Origin of the sequence: Parasphingorhabdus sp. (assembly GCF_048267785.1) — a bacterium.
Taxonomy (GTDB): domain Bacteria; phylum Pseudomonadota; class Alphaproteobacteria; order Sphingomonadales; family Sphingomonadaceae; genus Parasphingorhabdus.
The window spans coordinates 22303-37256 of record NZ_JBLWWU010000016.1 but is presented as its reverse complement, the minus strand read 5'-3'; the positions used below and the strand labels follow the sequence as shown (position 1 = coordinate 37256).

The 14954-nt window shown below is 54.7% G+C and carries 14 protein-coding genes; 8 read left to right on the top strand and 6 right to left on the bottom strand.

All coding sequences use genetic code 11. The annotated features are described in order from the left end of the window. Positions 1-62: 62 nt before the first annotated feature. On the bottom strand, positions 63-1037 hold the full coding sequence (locus ACN0VD_RS12920) for a helix-turn-helix domain-containing protein (RefSeq protein WP_417594890.1): 975 nt from the start codon (positions 1035-1037) through the stop codon (positions 63-65). Positions 1038-1277: 240 nt separating this feature from the next. Here ACN0VD_RS12920 and ACN0VD_RS12915 point away from each other — a divergent pair, with 240 nt between their 5' ends. The 4 genes from ACN0VD_RS12915 (at position 1278) to ACN0VD_RS12900 (ending at position 6456) form a co-directional block, all read left to right on the top strand. Beyond that, positions 1278-3509 (top strand): TonB-dependent receptor, encoded by a 2232-nt coding sequence (locus ACN0VD_RS12915; protein WP_417594888.1) that lies wholly within the window; start codon positions 1278-1280, stop codon positions 3507-3509. A 26-nt stretch (positions 3510-3535) separates the two neighbouring features. Next, positions 3536-3931: a 2,4'-dihydroxyacetophenone dioxygenase family protein gene (locus tag ACN0VD_RS12910; RefSeq protein WP_417594886.1), complete on the top strand. Its 396-nt coding sequence runs from the start codon at positions 3536-3538 to the stop codon at positions 3929-3931. Positions 3932-3941: 10 nt separating this feature from the next. Further along, positions 3942-5810: an AMP-binding protein gene (locus ACN0VD_RS12905; RefSeq protein WP_417594884.1), complete on the top strand. Its 1869-nt coding sequence runs from the start codon at positions 3942-3944 to the stop codon at positions 5808-5810. Between the two features lie 319 nt (positions 5811-6129). Further along, positions 6130-6456 (top strand): DUF423 domain-containing protein, encoded by a 327-nt coding sequence (locus ACN0VD_RS12900; RefSeq protein ID WP_417594996.1) that lies wholly within the window; start codon positions 6130-6132, stop codon positions 6454-6456. A 216-nt stretch (positions 6457-6672) separates the two neighbouring features. Here the strand turns inward: ACN0VD_RS12900 and ACN0VD_RS12895 are convergent, their stop codons facing one another. The 3 genes from ACN0VD_RS12895 to ACN0VD_RS12885 form a co-directional block, all read right to left on the bottom strand. Then, positions 6673-7446, bottom strand: a complete 774-nt coding sequence (locus ACN0VD_RS12895; protein WP_417594882.1) for an SDR family NAD(P)-dependent oxidoreductase — start codon at positions 7444-7446, stop codon at positions 6673-6675. Between the two features lie 430 nt (positions 7447-7876). Further along, positions 7877-8947, bottom strand: a complete 1071-nt coding sequence (locus ACN0VD_RS12890) for an AI-2E family transporter (RefSeq protein WP_417594880.1) — start codon at positions 8945-8947, stop codon at positions 7877-7879. Between the two features lie 9 nt (positions 8948-8956). Continuing rightward, entirely contained in the window at positions 8957-10126 is a 1170-nt protein-coding gene (locus tag ACN0VD_RS12885) for a L,D-transpeptidase family protein (RefSeq protein WP_417594878.1), read from the bottom strand. 87 nt (positions 10127-10213) lie between these two features. Here ACN0VD_RS12885 and ACN0VD_RS12880 point away from each other — a divergent pair, with 87 nt between their 5' ends. Then, on the top strand, positions 10214-10855 hold the full coding sequence (locus ACN0VD_RS12880) for a murein L,D-transpeptidase catalytic domain family protein (RefSeq protein ID WP_417594876.1): 642 nt from the start codon (positions 10214-10216) through the stop codon (positions 10853-10855). A 130-nt stretch (positions 10856-10985) separates the two neighbouring features. On the opposite strand, the gene ACN0VD_RS12875 is transcribed toward ACN0VD_RS12880, so the two are convergent. After that, positions 10986-11579: a CC0125/CC1285 family lipoprotein gene (locus tag ACN0VD_RS12875; RefSeq protein WP_417594874.1), complete on the bottom strand. Its 594-nt coding sequence runs from the start codon at positions 11577-11579 to the stop codon at positions 10986-10988. Positions 11580-11802: 223 nt separating this feature from the next. On the opposite strand from ACN0VD_RS12875, the gene ACN0VD_RS12870 reads away from it, so the two are divergent. Continuing rightward, complete coding sequence (locus ACN0VD_RS12870; protein WP_417594872.1) at positions 11803-12246, top strand: host attachment protein; 444 nt, start codon at positions 11803-11805, stop codon at positions 12244-12246. 33 nt (positions 12247-12279) lie between these two features. Continuing rightward, the gene (locus ACN0VD_RS12865; protein ID WP_417594870.1) at positions 12280-13578 is read left to right on the top strand and encodes an acetyl-CoA hydrolase/transferase family protein; all 1299 of its coding nucleotides are present in this window, start codon (positions 12280-12282) and stop codon (positions 13576-13578) included. 43 nt (positions 13579-13621) lie between these two features. Here the strand turns inward: ACN0VD_RS12865 and ACN0VD_RS12860 are convergent, their stop codons facing one another. Next, positions 13622-14068 carry a hypothetical protein gene (locus tag ACN0VD_RS12860; protein WP_417594868.1) on the bottom strand — a complete coding sequence of 149 codons (447 nt, stop codon included), beginning with the start codon at positions 14066-14068 and terminating at the stop codon, positions 13622-13624. A 76-nt stretch (positions 14069-14144) separates the two neighbouring features. Here ACN0VD_RS12860 and lptB point away from each other — a divergent pair, with 76 nt between their 5' ends. Further along, positions 14145-14924, top strand: coding sequence for an LPS export ABC transporter ATP-binding protein (gene lptB / locus ACN0VD_RS12855; protein ID WP_417594866.1), 780 nt, complete (start codon positions 14145-14147; stop codon positions 14922-14924). Positions 14925-14954 lie beyond the last annotated feature (30 nt).

The window sequence follows — 14954 nt, the reverse complement described above, 5'->3', positions numbered from 1 at the left end:
CCCGCTTGTGTCAGCGGGGCAACAAAGTTGATTCTGGGCGAACTTATGACGGACCGATTGGCTCAGTGGCCGGTGTCGTTGCTCCGGCAGGACTGCTTGAACTGTCGCGGGGACTGTCCAAATTCTTTCTTGAACGCATGGCTGAAGTGCGAGGCGTCCGCAAAACCGCGTTGCATGGCAATCTGGGTCACCGATAACCTGCTTTTTGCCGGTTCGCATAGATCCGCCTTGGCGGCATGCAATCGCCGTTTGCGAATCCAGCTGCCGGCGCTCTCGTCGGATTCCTCGAACAGACGGTGTAAATAGCGCGGACTGAACCTGAAGGCCGCTGCAACCGATGCCGGGGAAAGGTCGGGTTCACCGAGATTTGCTACGATATATTCCTGAACCCTGTTCAGCACGGCCTGCCGAAAAGCTGTGCTCGAACGATTGGCACTTTCCGGCTTAAAAGCGGCCGCAACCAGTTCCACCGTCGCCCGCAACACGGCCGGTCGATCTTCCGGCTCCACCAGTTCGATAGCCTGGTGAATCTGTACAAGATGGGAATGCAGGATCGAACCAAGCCCCTTGGTGCCATCGACACTCAAGCCACACATATCTTCGATTCCGGGGATCATGATTTTGGCATTGTCGCGCGGGATCAATATTGAATATTGCGTCAATTGGCTGGTATTTTGAAATTTTGCCGGACGTGTGCTGTCCCAGATCGCGATTTTGCCATCCGAAACAACCGTTTCATTGGCGCCTTGCGCGAGAAGACATTCACCTTGCGTGAAGAATAGAAGGCAGAAATAGGCTTCATTGCTTTTCTTGATATCGTCCATCGACCGAAATCCGGTCACCGGGTCCGCCACGATATGGGTAAGCATATAGTCATTCACGGCCCGGCGACGCACTTCGGCTATATATTGATCTTTGCGATCCGATTTCAGGTCCCAGTGGAAATGGGTGCGATCGAGCACTTCTTGAAAACCGGGCAATTGCTTTGTCGGAGGCAAGCAGGTCGACTGCCAGCTTTCTTCCTCAATTATTCTCATAATCCCTCTCCTGAGCCAATGCTACGACGGCAAGGCGACATTCGCAAGCTAGTGTAGATTGCGGGCACGGATTGCCAAGTTTGGTGTCCTTCTGGAACAAATGTGGACAGATCGGTTCACCAGAATACAAAAATGACGCCGTTTCCAAGCAAGAAATGCCGAACCGCTCCAAGCTAGTTAGTACCCAGTAAATCGGGAAGCCGCATGCAAGACGGCTCACCGTTCAGGAGGAGGAAAACAATGAAAATTATTTGTCGCGCAACCCTAGTCGGAGCCCTTACATCGGTTTCCTTGCTCGCACACGGAACCGCACTGGCGCAGGCAGTGCCCGCCAATGCAGAGACGGAAGACCAGAGCGGTGGCGTCAATGTCATCGTCGTCACAGCGCAAAAACGGGCGCAGAATCTGCAGGACGTACCGGTGTCCGTCTCTGCATTTGATACCCGGATGATCGCGGATGCGGGTTTTACCAACAGCCTTTCGATCGGCGACCAGGTGCCCAATCTTGAAATCAAGACATTTGGCGGGGTGCCGAACATCTTCATTCGCGGCGTCGGCAACAATGATTTCAACAGTTCGTCAATCGGTCCGATCAGTGTGTACCGGGATGATGTTGTGGTCGCATCGACCGGCAGTCAGATATTTTCACTATTTGATCTGGAGCGCATAGAAGTAGTTCGTGGGCCGCAGGGTACCCTGTTTGGTAAAAACGCCACCGGTGGTGCGATCCAGTTTTTCTCCAAATTGCCTGACGACCGTTTCGAGGGAAATGCTCGGTTCGGCTACGGCCGTTTCAGTCTGTTTGAAGGGGAAGTCGCGGCGTCGCTTCCGATCACGGACGGATTTTCGGTTCGGGTAGCAGGCATGGTCCGCAAGCGGGATGGCGAAAAGTTCAACCGTTTTGACGGCACCGACGCGATCAATGTCGACGAAGCCGCAGCCCGGGCGATTTTCCGGTTGCGCCCCGGCCCCGACACCGATCTCCGGCTGACCGTCGGCGGTGGTCGGGATCGCAGCGACTATCTGGAAAACAAACCGGTGGGTACGATCAACGGAGCCGATCTGTTCGGCTATACGGATCCATTCCCCGACGACGAGCGCTTGCTCAATTTCAATGGTCCTTCGCAGAACCACTCCGACAATGTCTTTGTCAATTTTGTGGCTCAGCATGATTTTGGCAACTGGTCGGTCCGTTCCTTGACCGGTTATGACAAAAGCGACGTCGACAATGGTGTGGATGTCGATGGCGGGCCTTTCCGGATCGACGAAATTACATTTCAGACAAATGCGGAACAATTTACGCAGGAACTTCAACTTTCCTACGATGACGGCACATTGAACGCGATTGCCGGCCTCTATTATTTCTACGAGGATTTCAACGCGCAAAGCAGTGCCGACCTGGTTGGGGAATTGACATTCGCTCAGGGTGCTCTGCCGCTGATCACGCAAGCTACCCGCAAGAACAAGGCCTATGCTGCATTTGGTCAGGCGACCTATGCCGTCGTTCCGGAACTTCGCTTTACCGTCGGCGCCCGGTACACGATCGACAAGGTGCGGGCCACCCATCAAGCGGATTTGATACCCGGATTCTTTGATGCCGATATTGCCAATGGCGCGCCGGTTCCGCTGGTTCCATTCGCCAGACTGCGAGATTCCTACAAGTCTTTCTCGTGGCGGCTCTCGGCGGATTATGACGTTGCCGATGACGTGCTTGCCTATGTCAGCATCGACAAGGGTTTCAAGGCTGGCGGTTTCAACATCGGAATCATCACGAGCGTGGCGGAGCGTACACAGGTTGATCCGGAAACACTGATTTCTTACGAAGTCGGCTTCAAATCGACCTTGTTTGATCGAAATCTAAGGTTGAACGTCGCGGCATTTTATTATGATTATAGTGATCTCCAGGTCTTGTCGGTCAACACCCAGGCGGGCAGCACTGTGCCGACTTTGGGCCTGGACAATGCCGCCGATGCGACAATCAAGGGCGTTGAAGTGGAAGCCTTTGCGACGCCTATCGACTGGCTTGATCTCGGTCTGAATTTTGGCATTCTGGATGCCAAGTTCAAAAATTACCTGTCTGGTGCGATTGATCCTGTTTCGGGTCTGCCGCGGGATTTCTCCGGCAACAGCATGCCGGGAGCACCAAAATTCACTCTCTCGGCCAATGCGCAGGTCACCGTGCCGGTCGGACGCTTCGAAACACGCTGGCGAGCGGAATATAATTATACCGGCAAGAAATATTACAATAATGCCCAGGATCCGCTGATCAGTTCCGGCGAAGGCTATGGCCTGCTCAATCTGCGTGTCTCGCTTTCCGATCCCGACAATGGCTGGGAAGTGGCGGGCTGGGCCAAGAACGTCACCAACAAGGCCTATATCGTCGATGCGACCGATCTCCGCGGTTTCGGTTTCGTGCCCCGTTATTACGGCGAGCGCGCCACTTACGGTGCCGAACTCAGGCTACAATTCTAAACAATGAGCAAAGATAGGATACAAAAATGAATGCAGTACAGGAACGGCTAACAACCCCCGACGACATTGCCTGGTTCGATCTGGTCGAGGGGATCGAGTTCAAGCTTTTCTTTGCCAGCAAGGAGACGGGGCGTTGGACAGTGTTGCTGCGCTGTCAGCCAGGCAGCTCTTTTCCCCGACACCGCCACCTCGGCGCAGGAGAATATTATGTGGTCAAGGGCAAGATGGAATATCGAATGGGCGTAGCGGTTGAGGGGACCTACGGCTATGAGCCGCTCGATGTCATTCACGAACATACGGCCTTTTCTGAATATACAGAATTATATTTTACCAACCACGGAGCCGTTGTTTTTCTGGACGACGAGGATAATGTGACATCAATATTGGATCATTCGCTGTTAACCGAGCTGTCGAACGGGTAAGCTGCTGCCTATGCATGATTATGAAAAGTCGACTGTTGAGAGTCTCGCTGACCCGGATCGTTTCTGGCTGAAAGCTTCGTCGGAGATTGCCTGGATAGAAGCGCCCAGCATTGGCTGGGATGAAGGCAGCAGCAGCTGGTTCCCCGACGGCCAGCTCAACAGCTGTTATAATGCCGTTGATCGCCATGTCGATGGCGGCAGGGCCGATCAGCAAGCTATCATCTATGAAAGTCCGGTCACCGGGCAACGGCAAGTCTTTACTTACCGGGAATTGCAGACAGAGGTCGCAAAAACTGCAGGCATGATCGCGGCTCAAGGCGTGCAGAAGGGTGATCGCGTCATCATCTATATGCCGATGATACCGCAAACCGTGTTTGCGATGCTCGCCTGTGCCCGGATCGGGGCGGTCCACTCCGTCGTCTTCGGCGGTTTTGCTCCGCCTGAACTGGCAAAAAGGATCGACGACGCCGAGCCGAAATTATTGCTGACCGCTTCCTGCGGGATCGAGGGGAAAAAGGTCATTCCTTACCAGCCACTGGTGGCCGATAGCCTTGCGCTGGCCGCGCATCAAGTGCCTGCTGTCATTCTGTTCCAGCGGAAAACTCTACCTGCAGATATTGCGGATGGATGGGCGCAGGACTGGTCGGAACAGCTGGCCAAGGCTGATCCTGCCGATTGCGTCCCCCTGATGTCCTCCGACCCGCTCTATATCCTCTATACGTCGGGCACGACAGGAACGCCAAAAGGGGTGGTACGCGACAATGGCGGGCATGCCGTGGCGCTCAACTGGAGCATGAGGCATGTTTACGGTCTGATGCCCGGCGAATGTTTCTGGGCCGCGTCCGATGTCGGCTGGGTCGTCGGTCACAGCTATATTGTCTATGCTCCGCTTTTTGCTGGTGCCACCCTGATTCTGTATGAAGGCAAGCCGGTAGGCACTCCCGACGCCGGCGAATTTTGGCGGATTATTGATCGCAATCAGGTTGCGGTATTTTTCACGGCTCCGACCGCTATTCGCGCCATCCGAAAGAAAGATGAAAATGGCGAACTTTACCCCGCAAATGATTTGCCATCGCTGAGAGCAATATTCCTCGCCGGTGAACGCGCTGATCCGGACACGATACAATGGCTCGAGAATCGCTTGGGTCGACCGGTCATTGATCATTGGTGGCAAACCGAACTGGGCTGGCCGGCTCTGGCAACCTGCATGGGGCTCGGCGACGTGCGGCGAAAAGCCGGCAGCGCCGGTTTCCCGGTGCCCGGCTACCAGTTTCATGTACTCGATGACGATGGAGAGGCCGTCGCCCAGGGACAAGTAGGAAATATCGCGATAAAATGTCCATTGCCGCCCGGCTGCTATCAGAGCCTCTGGGGCAATAAGGAAGGCTATCAGAAAGCTTTCCTGTCCTATCCCGGATATTATGAAACCGGAGACGCAGGCTTTTGTGATGCGGACGGCTTCATGCATGTGATGGGCCGAACCGACGACATCATCAACGTTGCCGGACACAGATTATCAACCGGCCAGATGGAAGGGGCTCTGGCAGAGGTCGACGGCGTTTCCGAATGTGCCGTGATCGGGGCGGACGATCCGCTCAAGGGGATGATTCCTGTTGCTTTTGTTGTCGCTTCTGCACAGCAAAAAGAAACCGAACTGGCGGCAGAATGCATAGCTCATGTTCGTTCGGAAATCGGGGCAGTCGCATCGGTGCGGACGATCCATATCGTTGCTGCGTTACCCAAAACACGCTCCGGCAAAATCCTGCGTTCTTCCTTGCGCGCGATCGCAAATGGCCATGAAGTAACGATGCCTAACACGATCGAGAATCCGGAATCGATCGCCGCCATTCTTTCTAAAGTGGAAAACACAAACCGATAGCGGTTTGGTCATTTGATCGGCACCAGGCTGAAAACTGCCAGCCCCTCGCATGATCGACAGCATCGCCGGTTGACTGGCCGCGATCAGCGTCGGGTCAGCATCCGCATGCACGGTCGCATTTTGTTCGAGCTTGAGCTTTGATTTGCCCCAAGAGTGTTCCCTTGTCGATATTCGGCTTCTATGGTCGGGGTCTGATGTTTAAGATGGTTCAGAAAATAGGGACGACCGCTTTGGATCAATCAGGCAGCGCCAAAATATACACGCAGCATTTTGGCCGAATTGTGTTTCCATCGTGCGGGACAGAGAAGGAGCAGATATGCTGATCGGATTTTTTGCGGCTGTTTCGGCAGCAGTGGCAGTCGCGGCAGGTGCTTTCGGGGCGCATGCTGCGCCCGGACAACAGGAAGCGGAATGGTTGAGAACGGGCGGGCTATATCAGTTGCTTCATGCCGTCGCCGCATTCGCGATCATGGGCGTCGCCAGAGGTCCCGCGACCGTGCTTCTTGCCGGATCTGCCGTTTTCGCCCTTACATTATATGCGATGGCATTTGGCGCGCCACGATGGCTGGGCGCCGTCACGCCAATAGGAGGAACCCTGCTGATTGGCGGCTGGCTATGGGCCGCATGGATATTTTACCGCGGTTAGATTTACATTCAATATGATGCAGTTTCCAGTTCCCTTGGCACCAGCAAGGCCGAAGCTGACGGACTTAGGATAGCTTCGGCATCTGCCGATGACGCCATCGGTAAAAGCCTGTTGTTGACGTTTCCGACTGGACAAAAATCGATTCTGCGGCGCATCCCTGTTTTCCGATCGGAAACCAGCACCTATCCGCGATATCTGGTCGGCGACTCTATCCCTCTATTGGGCTGTGTAACCGCCATCGATAACCAGTTCGGCGCCGGTCACAAATTTTGACTCGTCCGAGGCAAGGTAGAGAATACCATAAGCGATATCGTCCGGTGCCCCGGTATGGCCGATGGGATGGCGGCTATCGAGCTGTGCCTTGAACGCATCGGGGCCTTCGGGCGAATCGTTCGCCAGCGCCTCGACCAAAGGCGTCCAGATGAAACCCGGATGCACCGAATTCACCCGGATATTATCCTTCGCATAGGTCAGGGCGTCATTCTTGGCCATCAGTCGAACCGCGCCCTTGGAGGCGTGATAGGGCGGTAAATCTGCAGCGCCCACGAGGCCGTAGATGGACGACAGGTTGATGATGCTTCCCCCTGATGCTTTTTGCATGTGCGGAATGGCGTGTTTGGTACAAAGGAAAACACCGGTGACATTTATGTTCATCAGCGTCTCCCACTCCTCTCTGGATATTTCATGGGTGGGCTTGTTGATCCCTGCAATTCCCGCGTTGTTGACGAGAATATCAATCGATCCAAATGCGTCAGCGATTTCAGAGAAAACCGTTTGAACATTATCCTCGTCGGACGTGTCGAGATGCCAGAATTTCGCTGTGCCGCCGGATTGTTCGATTTCATCGACGACTTGCCGGCCATCAGCATCATTCACATCGGTCACAGCGACTTTGGCACCATGCCGAGCCAGAAGCACCGACGTCTCCTTGCCAATTCCATTGGCCGCGCCTGTAACAATTGCTGTTTTCTTATCTACTCGTTTCATCATGACATCCTTTCGATTTGATAGCTGGCCGGATCATTTATGGGTTAGGTCCTTACTCAAACCACGCACGAGCAGCTTGCGGCATGGCTTGCGCTCTCCCGGCATCGGTCCTTTGAGGAAAGGTTTTGGGACTTCCCCGGTAAAGGGGCTGGTAGACGCACAGGGCAAGACCTTCTCCTTTTCTGGACCCACGCTCAATCTTGAAAACGCCAGGCAGATGCGGAACGTGTTGGACGGGCTGAACTGAATGTTAAGCGGAACGGGCCGGGCGGTGAATCCGTAGTCTTGCGGATGTGGATTCTACTTAGGCAGATGTGCCTGTTTCATAGCAGATGAAGTCTTTGCTGCTGCGGGCATCGGCTTCAAACTTCAGAGAGATTTTACGTTGTGAGCGGCAGCGGGAAGCCATGGAGAAAAGCTAGGCTGCCGGAGTTCAAGAGGGGACCCTCTGTTCGTCCATCCGTCGACGCGCAATCAGCAGCAGGCTCTGCGAAATCGCGAAAATAACCGGACCGAGAACAATTCCCGAGGGACCGAACAGTCCCAACCCACCCAGTATCGCGATGAAGGAGACCGCCGAATGAAGACGAAGCCGGCGACCGACCAGGATCGGATAGAGAATATTGTCGATCAGCCCGACAACAATCGTGCCCCACGCCACCAATATGATTGCCGATATCAGATTACCGCTGAACGCGAGAATGATGGCCGTGGGCACCCAGATGACAAACGCGCCCAGAAAGGGAACAACAGCGAGCAAACCCATGATCACGCCCCAGAAAAATGGTGATGGCAGATCGAGCCACCAGAACATCAAGCCCCCGAGCGCGCCCTGGATCATGGCGACAACGATGGTGCCATAGACGGAAGCAAAAACCGTATCGGTTACCCTGCCCCGCAATATCGCGAATTCAGAAGCGGTAAACGGAAGCATCTCCTCCATTTGCGCCATCACTATTTCCCGATCGCGCAAGAAATAGAACAGGAAGAAAAAGGTGATCAGCATCGTGATCAATCCCTTGATCGACCCCTGAATGACATTTCCGCTCCAAGCGGAAAGCGAGGACGCCATATTGTCGAGCAGAAGCGAAAAATCGAGCCAACCGCTGATCTGATCAACCAAAGGCATCAGCGTCTGGTTATCGTCCAGCAGATATGCCCATGTCTCGGGTTTGATAATATTTGCCATCTGAACCGCTCCGTGCATTGCTTCATTGAGCAGCAGCCCGGTTATGATCACCGACGGCACGACCACCACCAATGCCCCCAGAACGACGGACAGACAGGCCGCAAGGCTGGGCGAGCGAACCAGATGTTCGAGACGGACCTGAACCGGTGTGAAGAGCAGTGCCAGTGTAACCGACCAGACGATGGCGGGCAGAAAAGGTGCGGCGATCAGGTAGCAGAGCACCACTCCGACCGTGACCCCGGCAATCAATATGATGGTAGACGCTGTAGGCCGAAACCCGGCCCGTCCGGAACCGCTGTTACCATCCGCAGTCATTGCAAGAGCCTATGCAGCACATGGGGTCGTTGGCTCGCTCTGCGCCAGTTCCAATCTATCCCGTTTATAGACGTCGGGAAAATAGCGGACACTGCCGTCTTCCGCGCCCTCAGCTGTAAAATAGGCGATATAGATCGGGATCGGCTTTTCCATCAGCAATTTGGTGGTTTTCCGGCTGGCCAATATCTGATCGATCTTGTCGGATGTTGCCACCCCCTCGAGCAATGTCTTGTCGAGATCGATAGCACCGCCGACCCGAACACAGCCGTGGCTGAAGGTCCGCACCGTTTCAGAGAACCGGTTCTTGTTCGGCGTGTCGTGCAAATAGATGGAGTAAGGATTCGGCATGACCAGCTTCATCTGGCCAAGTGCATTGCCCGGGCCGGGGCGTTGACGATACCGTCCGCCTTCGAGCACGTAGCCCTTGCGCCGCGCAGCCGCCGGATTGTTGCGCACCATCGATCCGATGCCTTCCGCAACAATCGATGTCGGGATTTCCCACCAGGGGTTCAGGATCACTCCGCTAACCACCGTATCAAAAACCGGTGTCGGCGTTCCGGTCTTGCCGACAATGACCGGCCAGGTTTTGCGCTTTTCGTCATTTTCCCACAGAGTCACTTCGAAACTGGCAGCGTTTACCAGAAGATATTTGGGGCCCATAACCAGCGGCATCCAGCGCCAACGTTCCATATTGATCGCCAATATCGCGCGTTTCTCTGCATCATTTTCTGCAATATAGGCCGTGCGCAGTGCCTGATATTGCGGATTTCTGGGTCGGAGTGCGTCGAAATAGGCCGTAAGATCATTGCGAACCAGCGCCTTGAGCAGCAATTGCTGCGTATCAATATCGCGGTCATCGCTCCTGATCCGCCAGTTCGCCCGCGCCGATGCCGGAGAGCATCCCTCCAGATAAGCCATCATCAGTTCATTCGCGGCAATGGTGGCGAGACGCGACCGGCGGTAGGGATCCGTGGCGGAATTGGGCTGACTAAAATCGGTTATATTGCAATTCTCCAACCCCTCGGATGCTCTCGCATCAACCAGTTGCTGCAATTCGGCCATCTGGCCTTCAGTCCAGATCAAATGGTTTTCAATCTCTGCCGTGACCGGGGAAGAGGCAGAAACAGAGGATGAGGCGGAGAGCAGCATTCCGCCCAAAATAGCTATAAATCTTCTCATCTGATCCCTCTTCAGGCAATTTGCCCACCGGGCAATAAGTATTCATACTTAATCCCGTGTACAGGGTATAGCTGCTATAGATACACGATGAAGAGAAGAAATTTTATCACTGCCAGCCTGCTCGGTATTACGGGTGTTGCTTATGGCCTTGGCTCCCGTTCACGCGCCGCCACCAAAAATGTGATGTCAGTGCCGGCACGCCCAAATAAGGTGGTGCCCCCCGGTCCGCGCGGTCTTATCGACCGCGCCAAGGCGGCGATGGCCACGCATCAGGATATATTGTTGCACACCGACAGAATCGGGATTGCCGATTATTCGCTGCATTCTGCAAAAAAGCGCTTTCATATCGTCGACCTGGCCAACGGGACAAGCCAGTCCTTCCTGGTCGCCCATGGCAAGGGGTCCGATCTCAGACATACTGGCTGGTTGCAGAAATTTTCAAATGTCCCCGGATCGGAAGCCTCTTCGGGCGGCAGCTACATGACCAGCGAAACTTATGTCGGCAAACACGGCACGTCCCGACGTCTGAAAGGTCTCGACCCGAGCAACAATATGGCAGAACCGCGCGCCATCGTGATCCACGGCGCATGGTATGCGGAACCCGAAATGATTGATTCATACGGCAAACTTGGTCGCAGTCAGGGCTGCTTCGCCTTTTCCGAAAGCGATCTCGATATCATATTGGAACGGCTGGGACCCGGGCGCCTGCTCTATGCGGACAAAATATAGTCGCTGAGCCTCCGGGCGGAGGCAACACTTCCCTTCGCAGCAAGACAATCCAGCGATAATCGTTCCCGCATCCTGTCCGCATGCATCCGTGACAATGTGTTTCGCATCCCGCCAGACGCCATCGGTCTGGCTAGCTCTCGTCGGGCCATTTGATCGTAGGACCAAGATCCTCCAGAACCTTTCGTGCATCGAAAGCTCGAGACGCGTCTTCATCCATCGCGCCACTATGCATGACGATTTCCGCTTCCGCCTCGTACCGCTCTACCGTTCGCACGCTTGTGTCATAGGACCAGAAGGGGTCAGGACCATAAGGATGCCATGTTGACCATATGCCACCGCGATAATAGCGCCAGTGCGGACGCCAGTTCAGATAGGCAGAACCATACCAGGGTTCGTATCGCGGATATCGTTCCACATAAGTTTGCCGATCGGCTGCGGTAGTATGGTCGGTAATCTCGAACCAGTCATAGCCGTTCTGAACCGTGAGTTCCGCAGCCCGATAGAGCAAATAACCTTCTACAGTTTCGCGGGAGGTTAGCGTGTTTCCAGCGAAACGGACCCGATATCGCGTGTCATCCAGACGGGTCTCGGAATAACCTCCCGATACACGCTGCCCCGCTATTTCCGGTTGATAGGGAGTGGCCGTGGCACAGGCGAGCAGCAGTAAAGTCATAAGAAGTGCCGCTGTAGTGGACGCGTGTTTGGCAAAAAGGGTCTCGCGCATGATGATCGGTCTCTCGCTTAGGTCGCCGGTATAACGGCTATTCGAAGGGCATTCTCCCGGTTCGCCAATCCTTTGTCGCTACGTAATGATTCGTAGGGCTGGCTGGCACGGCGCAACCGTCATTGGGTCGTCCGGATCGCGGAGTCCGTAACAATACCTATCGCCGCCAGCCTGCTCTCCTATTAAAAAGTCTGCGGGCAAAAAAATATGATGGGAAAATGATATGCTGGTACGCAAGGATAGCAAGGTGATCGCGGTTGACGGTTCCCGCATGGCCATGTTCAAGAATATCGGCGAAGCCTTTGCACCGGTACTGGAACTGATTGAAGAGCATAAAAATCCTGCGTTCCGTACCTCGGAGCTCGGAACCGACAAGCCAGGACGCACTTTCCAGAGCGCTTCTTCACGCAGGGCAGCGCATGAGCTTACAGATTTGCAGCAACTGGAAGAAGATCGCTTTGACACGGAAGTCGCGCAGCGGATCGAAAAAATCGTCTCGGAGACGAAAGCGGGTGTCATCCTCGTTGCAGCTCCGCGGGCGTTGGGTGTTATCCGAAAACATATGGCCCCAGAAACCAGCGCACGATTGCTTGCTGAAATTCCCAAGGCATTTGGAGCGGATGATTCCGTGCCACTCGCAAAAATGCTTGCCAATCATGACGTCTGAGGACCTGATTCCTTACCCGGTTTCAGTTTCGCGGTGACGCATAGAAACGAATATCGTTCCCGGCTTAAAACCGCCGAGGAGGCCGTTCTGGGATTGAAATCCGGCGCGCATATGGCGATGGGCATGGCTACGGCGGAGCCGCCGGCGCTGCTCGGTGCTCTTGCCGATATGGCGGAAAGCGGATGCGTCGACGATCTCAAGCTCTGGTATTTCCACTCGATGGATCATGCGGGCGATACGGTTTTGCGGTCCGATCTTCTGGGGCGCATTCGCCCACGTTGCATGTTTTTGAGTTCGATTGAACGCAGATTGCTGAGCGCCCAGGCGCCGGGTAAAAAAAGCCCGATCGAATTTGTACCGGTCGCTTTCAGCGCTTCTCCGGACTTATTTGCGAAGGAGGTTTCGCTCGACCTTTTCGTGACGACTGTGTCGCCAATGGACAAACATGGCTGGTTCACCTTTGGCACCAGCAATGATTATTCGACCACTGCCGCCCGCAATGCAAAAAAGCTGGTGGTTGAGGTCAATCCCAATATGCCGCGGGTATTCGGAGCTTCCCTGCTCCACATTTCAGAGGTCGATGCGGTTGTCGAGAATACTGTACCCCTGGCCGAGGTTCCCGAGCCGGACATATCCACAGTCGACGCAAAGATTGCAACCACCATCGCCGACATGATCGACGACCGGGCCTGTTTGCAAATGGGTATTGGTGCACTGCCCGGAGCGGTTTGCGCCCTGCTGGAAGACCGCCGGGATCTGGGCATCCATACTGAATTGATGACCCCTGCCCTCGCCCGCCTCGTCCAGTGCGGTGCGGTCACCAATCAGGCCAAGACCACCTATCGCGGTCGCAGCGTCTTCACCTTTGCCATGGGTGATCGGGCTTTCTATGATTTTCTGGATGACAATCCGGCGATCCACAGCGCGCCGGTCAATATTGTCAACGATCCCCGGCACATTGCGAAGAATAATAATGTGGTTTCGGTCAACGCCACGCTCCAAATCGATCTCAGCGGCGCGTGCAATTCGGAACATCTGATGGGCCGCCAGTATAGCGGTTCGGGCGGTCAACTGGACTTCGTGCGCGGTGCCACGGCCTCAAAAGGCGGCAAGTCAATCATCACCTGCCAGTCCACGGCCCGCAACGGCACCGTCTCGCGCATCGTCCCGCGACTGGATGGACCGGTAACGACCCCGCGGAACGACACGCATATCGTGGTCACGGAATATGGTGCGGTTGACCTGAAAGGCAAATCACTCAGCCAGCGCGCTGACGCCCTCATCGGGCTCGCGCATCCCCGGTTCAGGGATGAACTGGCCAATGGCCTGTGATATCCATTTCATGCAACCAGTGACGGGAAAATGTCGTTCGATCTCATCGTTCCGTCCTGCGCTCCGTATAGCATTGTATCACCGGAAACAGAGCAAAAGCGATCTGACCGCCAAGTCCGATACGATTTTCCGGCAAATCAAATGCCATTAAAAAATCTGTCAGGCTTCGCTGTTGCAGGAAGAGTGCGATCAGCATCTCACCTGCCATCAAACAGGCAAAGGCAACCAGCCCCATCACCAGGCGTTCATATGGTTCGGGCGGAATTGCAAATCGTCTGGTCAGCATCCGACAGAAGAACCAGGCAAAAACAAGCATTACAGGGACTTCGATCAGGACCGCCACCACCGGCCCGGCATATGGCACCAGGAAGAGCATGCGCAACGCTCCCAAAACAAACCCCAGCATAAAAACACCGAGACAATAAAAGATACCGGCTTTCAGGACATTGGCCATGTTCCTGTCTACCGCGATGGCAGAAAATGGAAACATACGTAAACTTCCTGATATTATTACGCCGCCTCGCCATTTACCATTTCTATTTTCCAATTGGGGGCAATGTGAGCCATTGAAGCATAACATTCTTCCGATTTTTCAGCGGTTCCCAGAAACAGCAGCGCCGGAACGAACCGGCCTATCTGTTGTCTCGATCAGCAAGAAATTTGGTCGAAGAAAGGTCCTGAAGGACGTTTCACTCGAAGTCGGGCAAGGCGCAGTTGTCGGCCTGCTCGGCCGGGATGGCGCGGGCAAGACGGTGACCTTCTACTCGATACTAGGATTGCTGCGGGTGAGCTCCGGCCATATTTTCCTCGATGGCGAAGATATAACGAATTTGCCCCTCGATCAGCGCGCCCTGCGCGGGCTGGGTTATTTACCGCAAGAAGCCTCGATTTTTCGCGGGCTGACGGTGGAAGAGAATATCATGACCGTGCTCGAACTGTTTGAACCGGATCGGGCTGCACGAACGCAGAAACTGGACGATTTGCTCAAGGAATTTCATATTGATTATGTCCGCAAGACACCGGCGCGCGCATTGTCGGGCGGCGAACGGAGGCGCTGCGAAATTGCCAGAGCAATGGCCGCCAATCCGACTGTCATGCTGTTTGATGAACCGTTTGCCGGCATCGATCCGCTTTCGGTCAGGGATATCAAGGCAATGATTGCAGATCTGGAAAGGCACAATGTGGGCATTTTGATCACCGATCAGAATGTGCGCGAAATGGTTGATTTTCTCGATCAGGTCTATGTTCTCCATGAAGGCCGGATCGTGTTCAGCGGCACACCCGATGCCATGCTGGACGACAAAACCGTGCGCCACCTTTATCTCGGCGAGAAATTCCATCATTGAGTTCTATACGGCTTCTGCGCCCGCTCGATT

Bases quoted from the DNA above. Each gene is read 5' to 3' on its own strand.
- ACN0VD_RS12875 (WP_417594874.1), bottom strand. From the start codon at position 11,579: ATGCGCGAGACCCTTTTTGCCAAACACGCGTCCACTACAGCGGCACTT.
- ACN0VD_RS12885 (WP_417594878.1), bottom strand. From the start codon at position 10,126: ATGAGAAGATTTATAGCTATTTTGGGCGGAATGCTGCTCTCCGCCTCA.
- ACN0VD_RS12880 (WP_417594876.1), top strand. From the start codon at position 10,214: ATGAAGAGAAGAAATTTTATCACTGCCAGCCTGCTCGGTATTACGGGT.
- ACN0VD_RS12890 (WP_417594880.1), bottom strand. From the start codon at position 8,947: ATGACTGCGGATGGTAACAGCGGTTCCGGACGGGCCGGGTTTCGGCCT.
- ACN0VD_RS12915 (WP_417594888.1), top strand. From the start codon at position 1,278: ATGAAAATTATTTGTCGCGCAACCCTAGTCGGAGCCCTTACATCGGTT.
- ACN0VD_RS12910 (WP_417594886.1), top strand. From the start codon at position 3,536: ATGAATGCAGTACAGGAACGGCTAACAACCCCCGACGACATTGCCTGG.
- ACN0VD_RS12870 (WP_417594872.1), top strand. From the start codon at position 11,803: ATGCTGGTACGCAAGGATAGCAAGGTGATCGCGGTTGACGGTTCCCGC.
- ACN0VD_RS12905 (WP_417594884.1), top strand. From the start codon at position 3,942: ATGCATGATTATGAAAAGTCGACTGTTGAGAGTCTCGCTGACCCGGAT.
- ACN0VD_RS12920 (WP_417594890.1), bottom strand. From the start codon at position 1,037: ATGAGAATAATTGAGGAAGAAAGCTGGCAGTCGACCTGCTTGCCTCCG.
- ACN0VD_RS12895 (WP_417594882.1), bottom strand. From the start codon at position 7,446: ATGATGAAACGAGTAGATAAGAAAACAGCAATTGTTACAGGCGCGGCC.
- ACN0VD_RS12860 (WP_417594868.1), bottom strand. From the start codon at position 14,068: ATGTTTCCATTTTCTGCCATCGCGGTAGACAGGAACATGGCCAATGTC.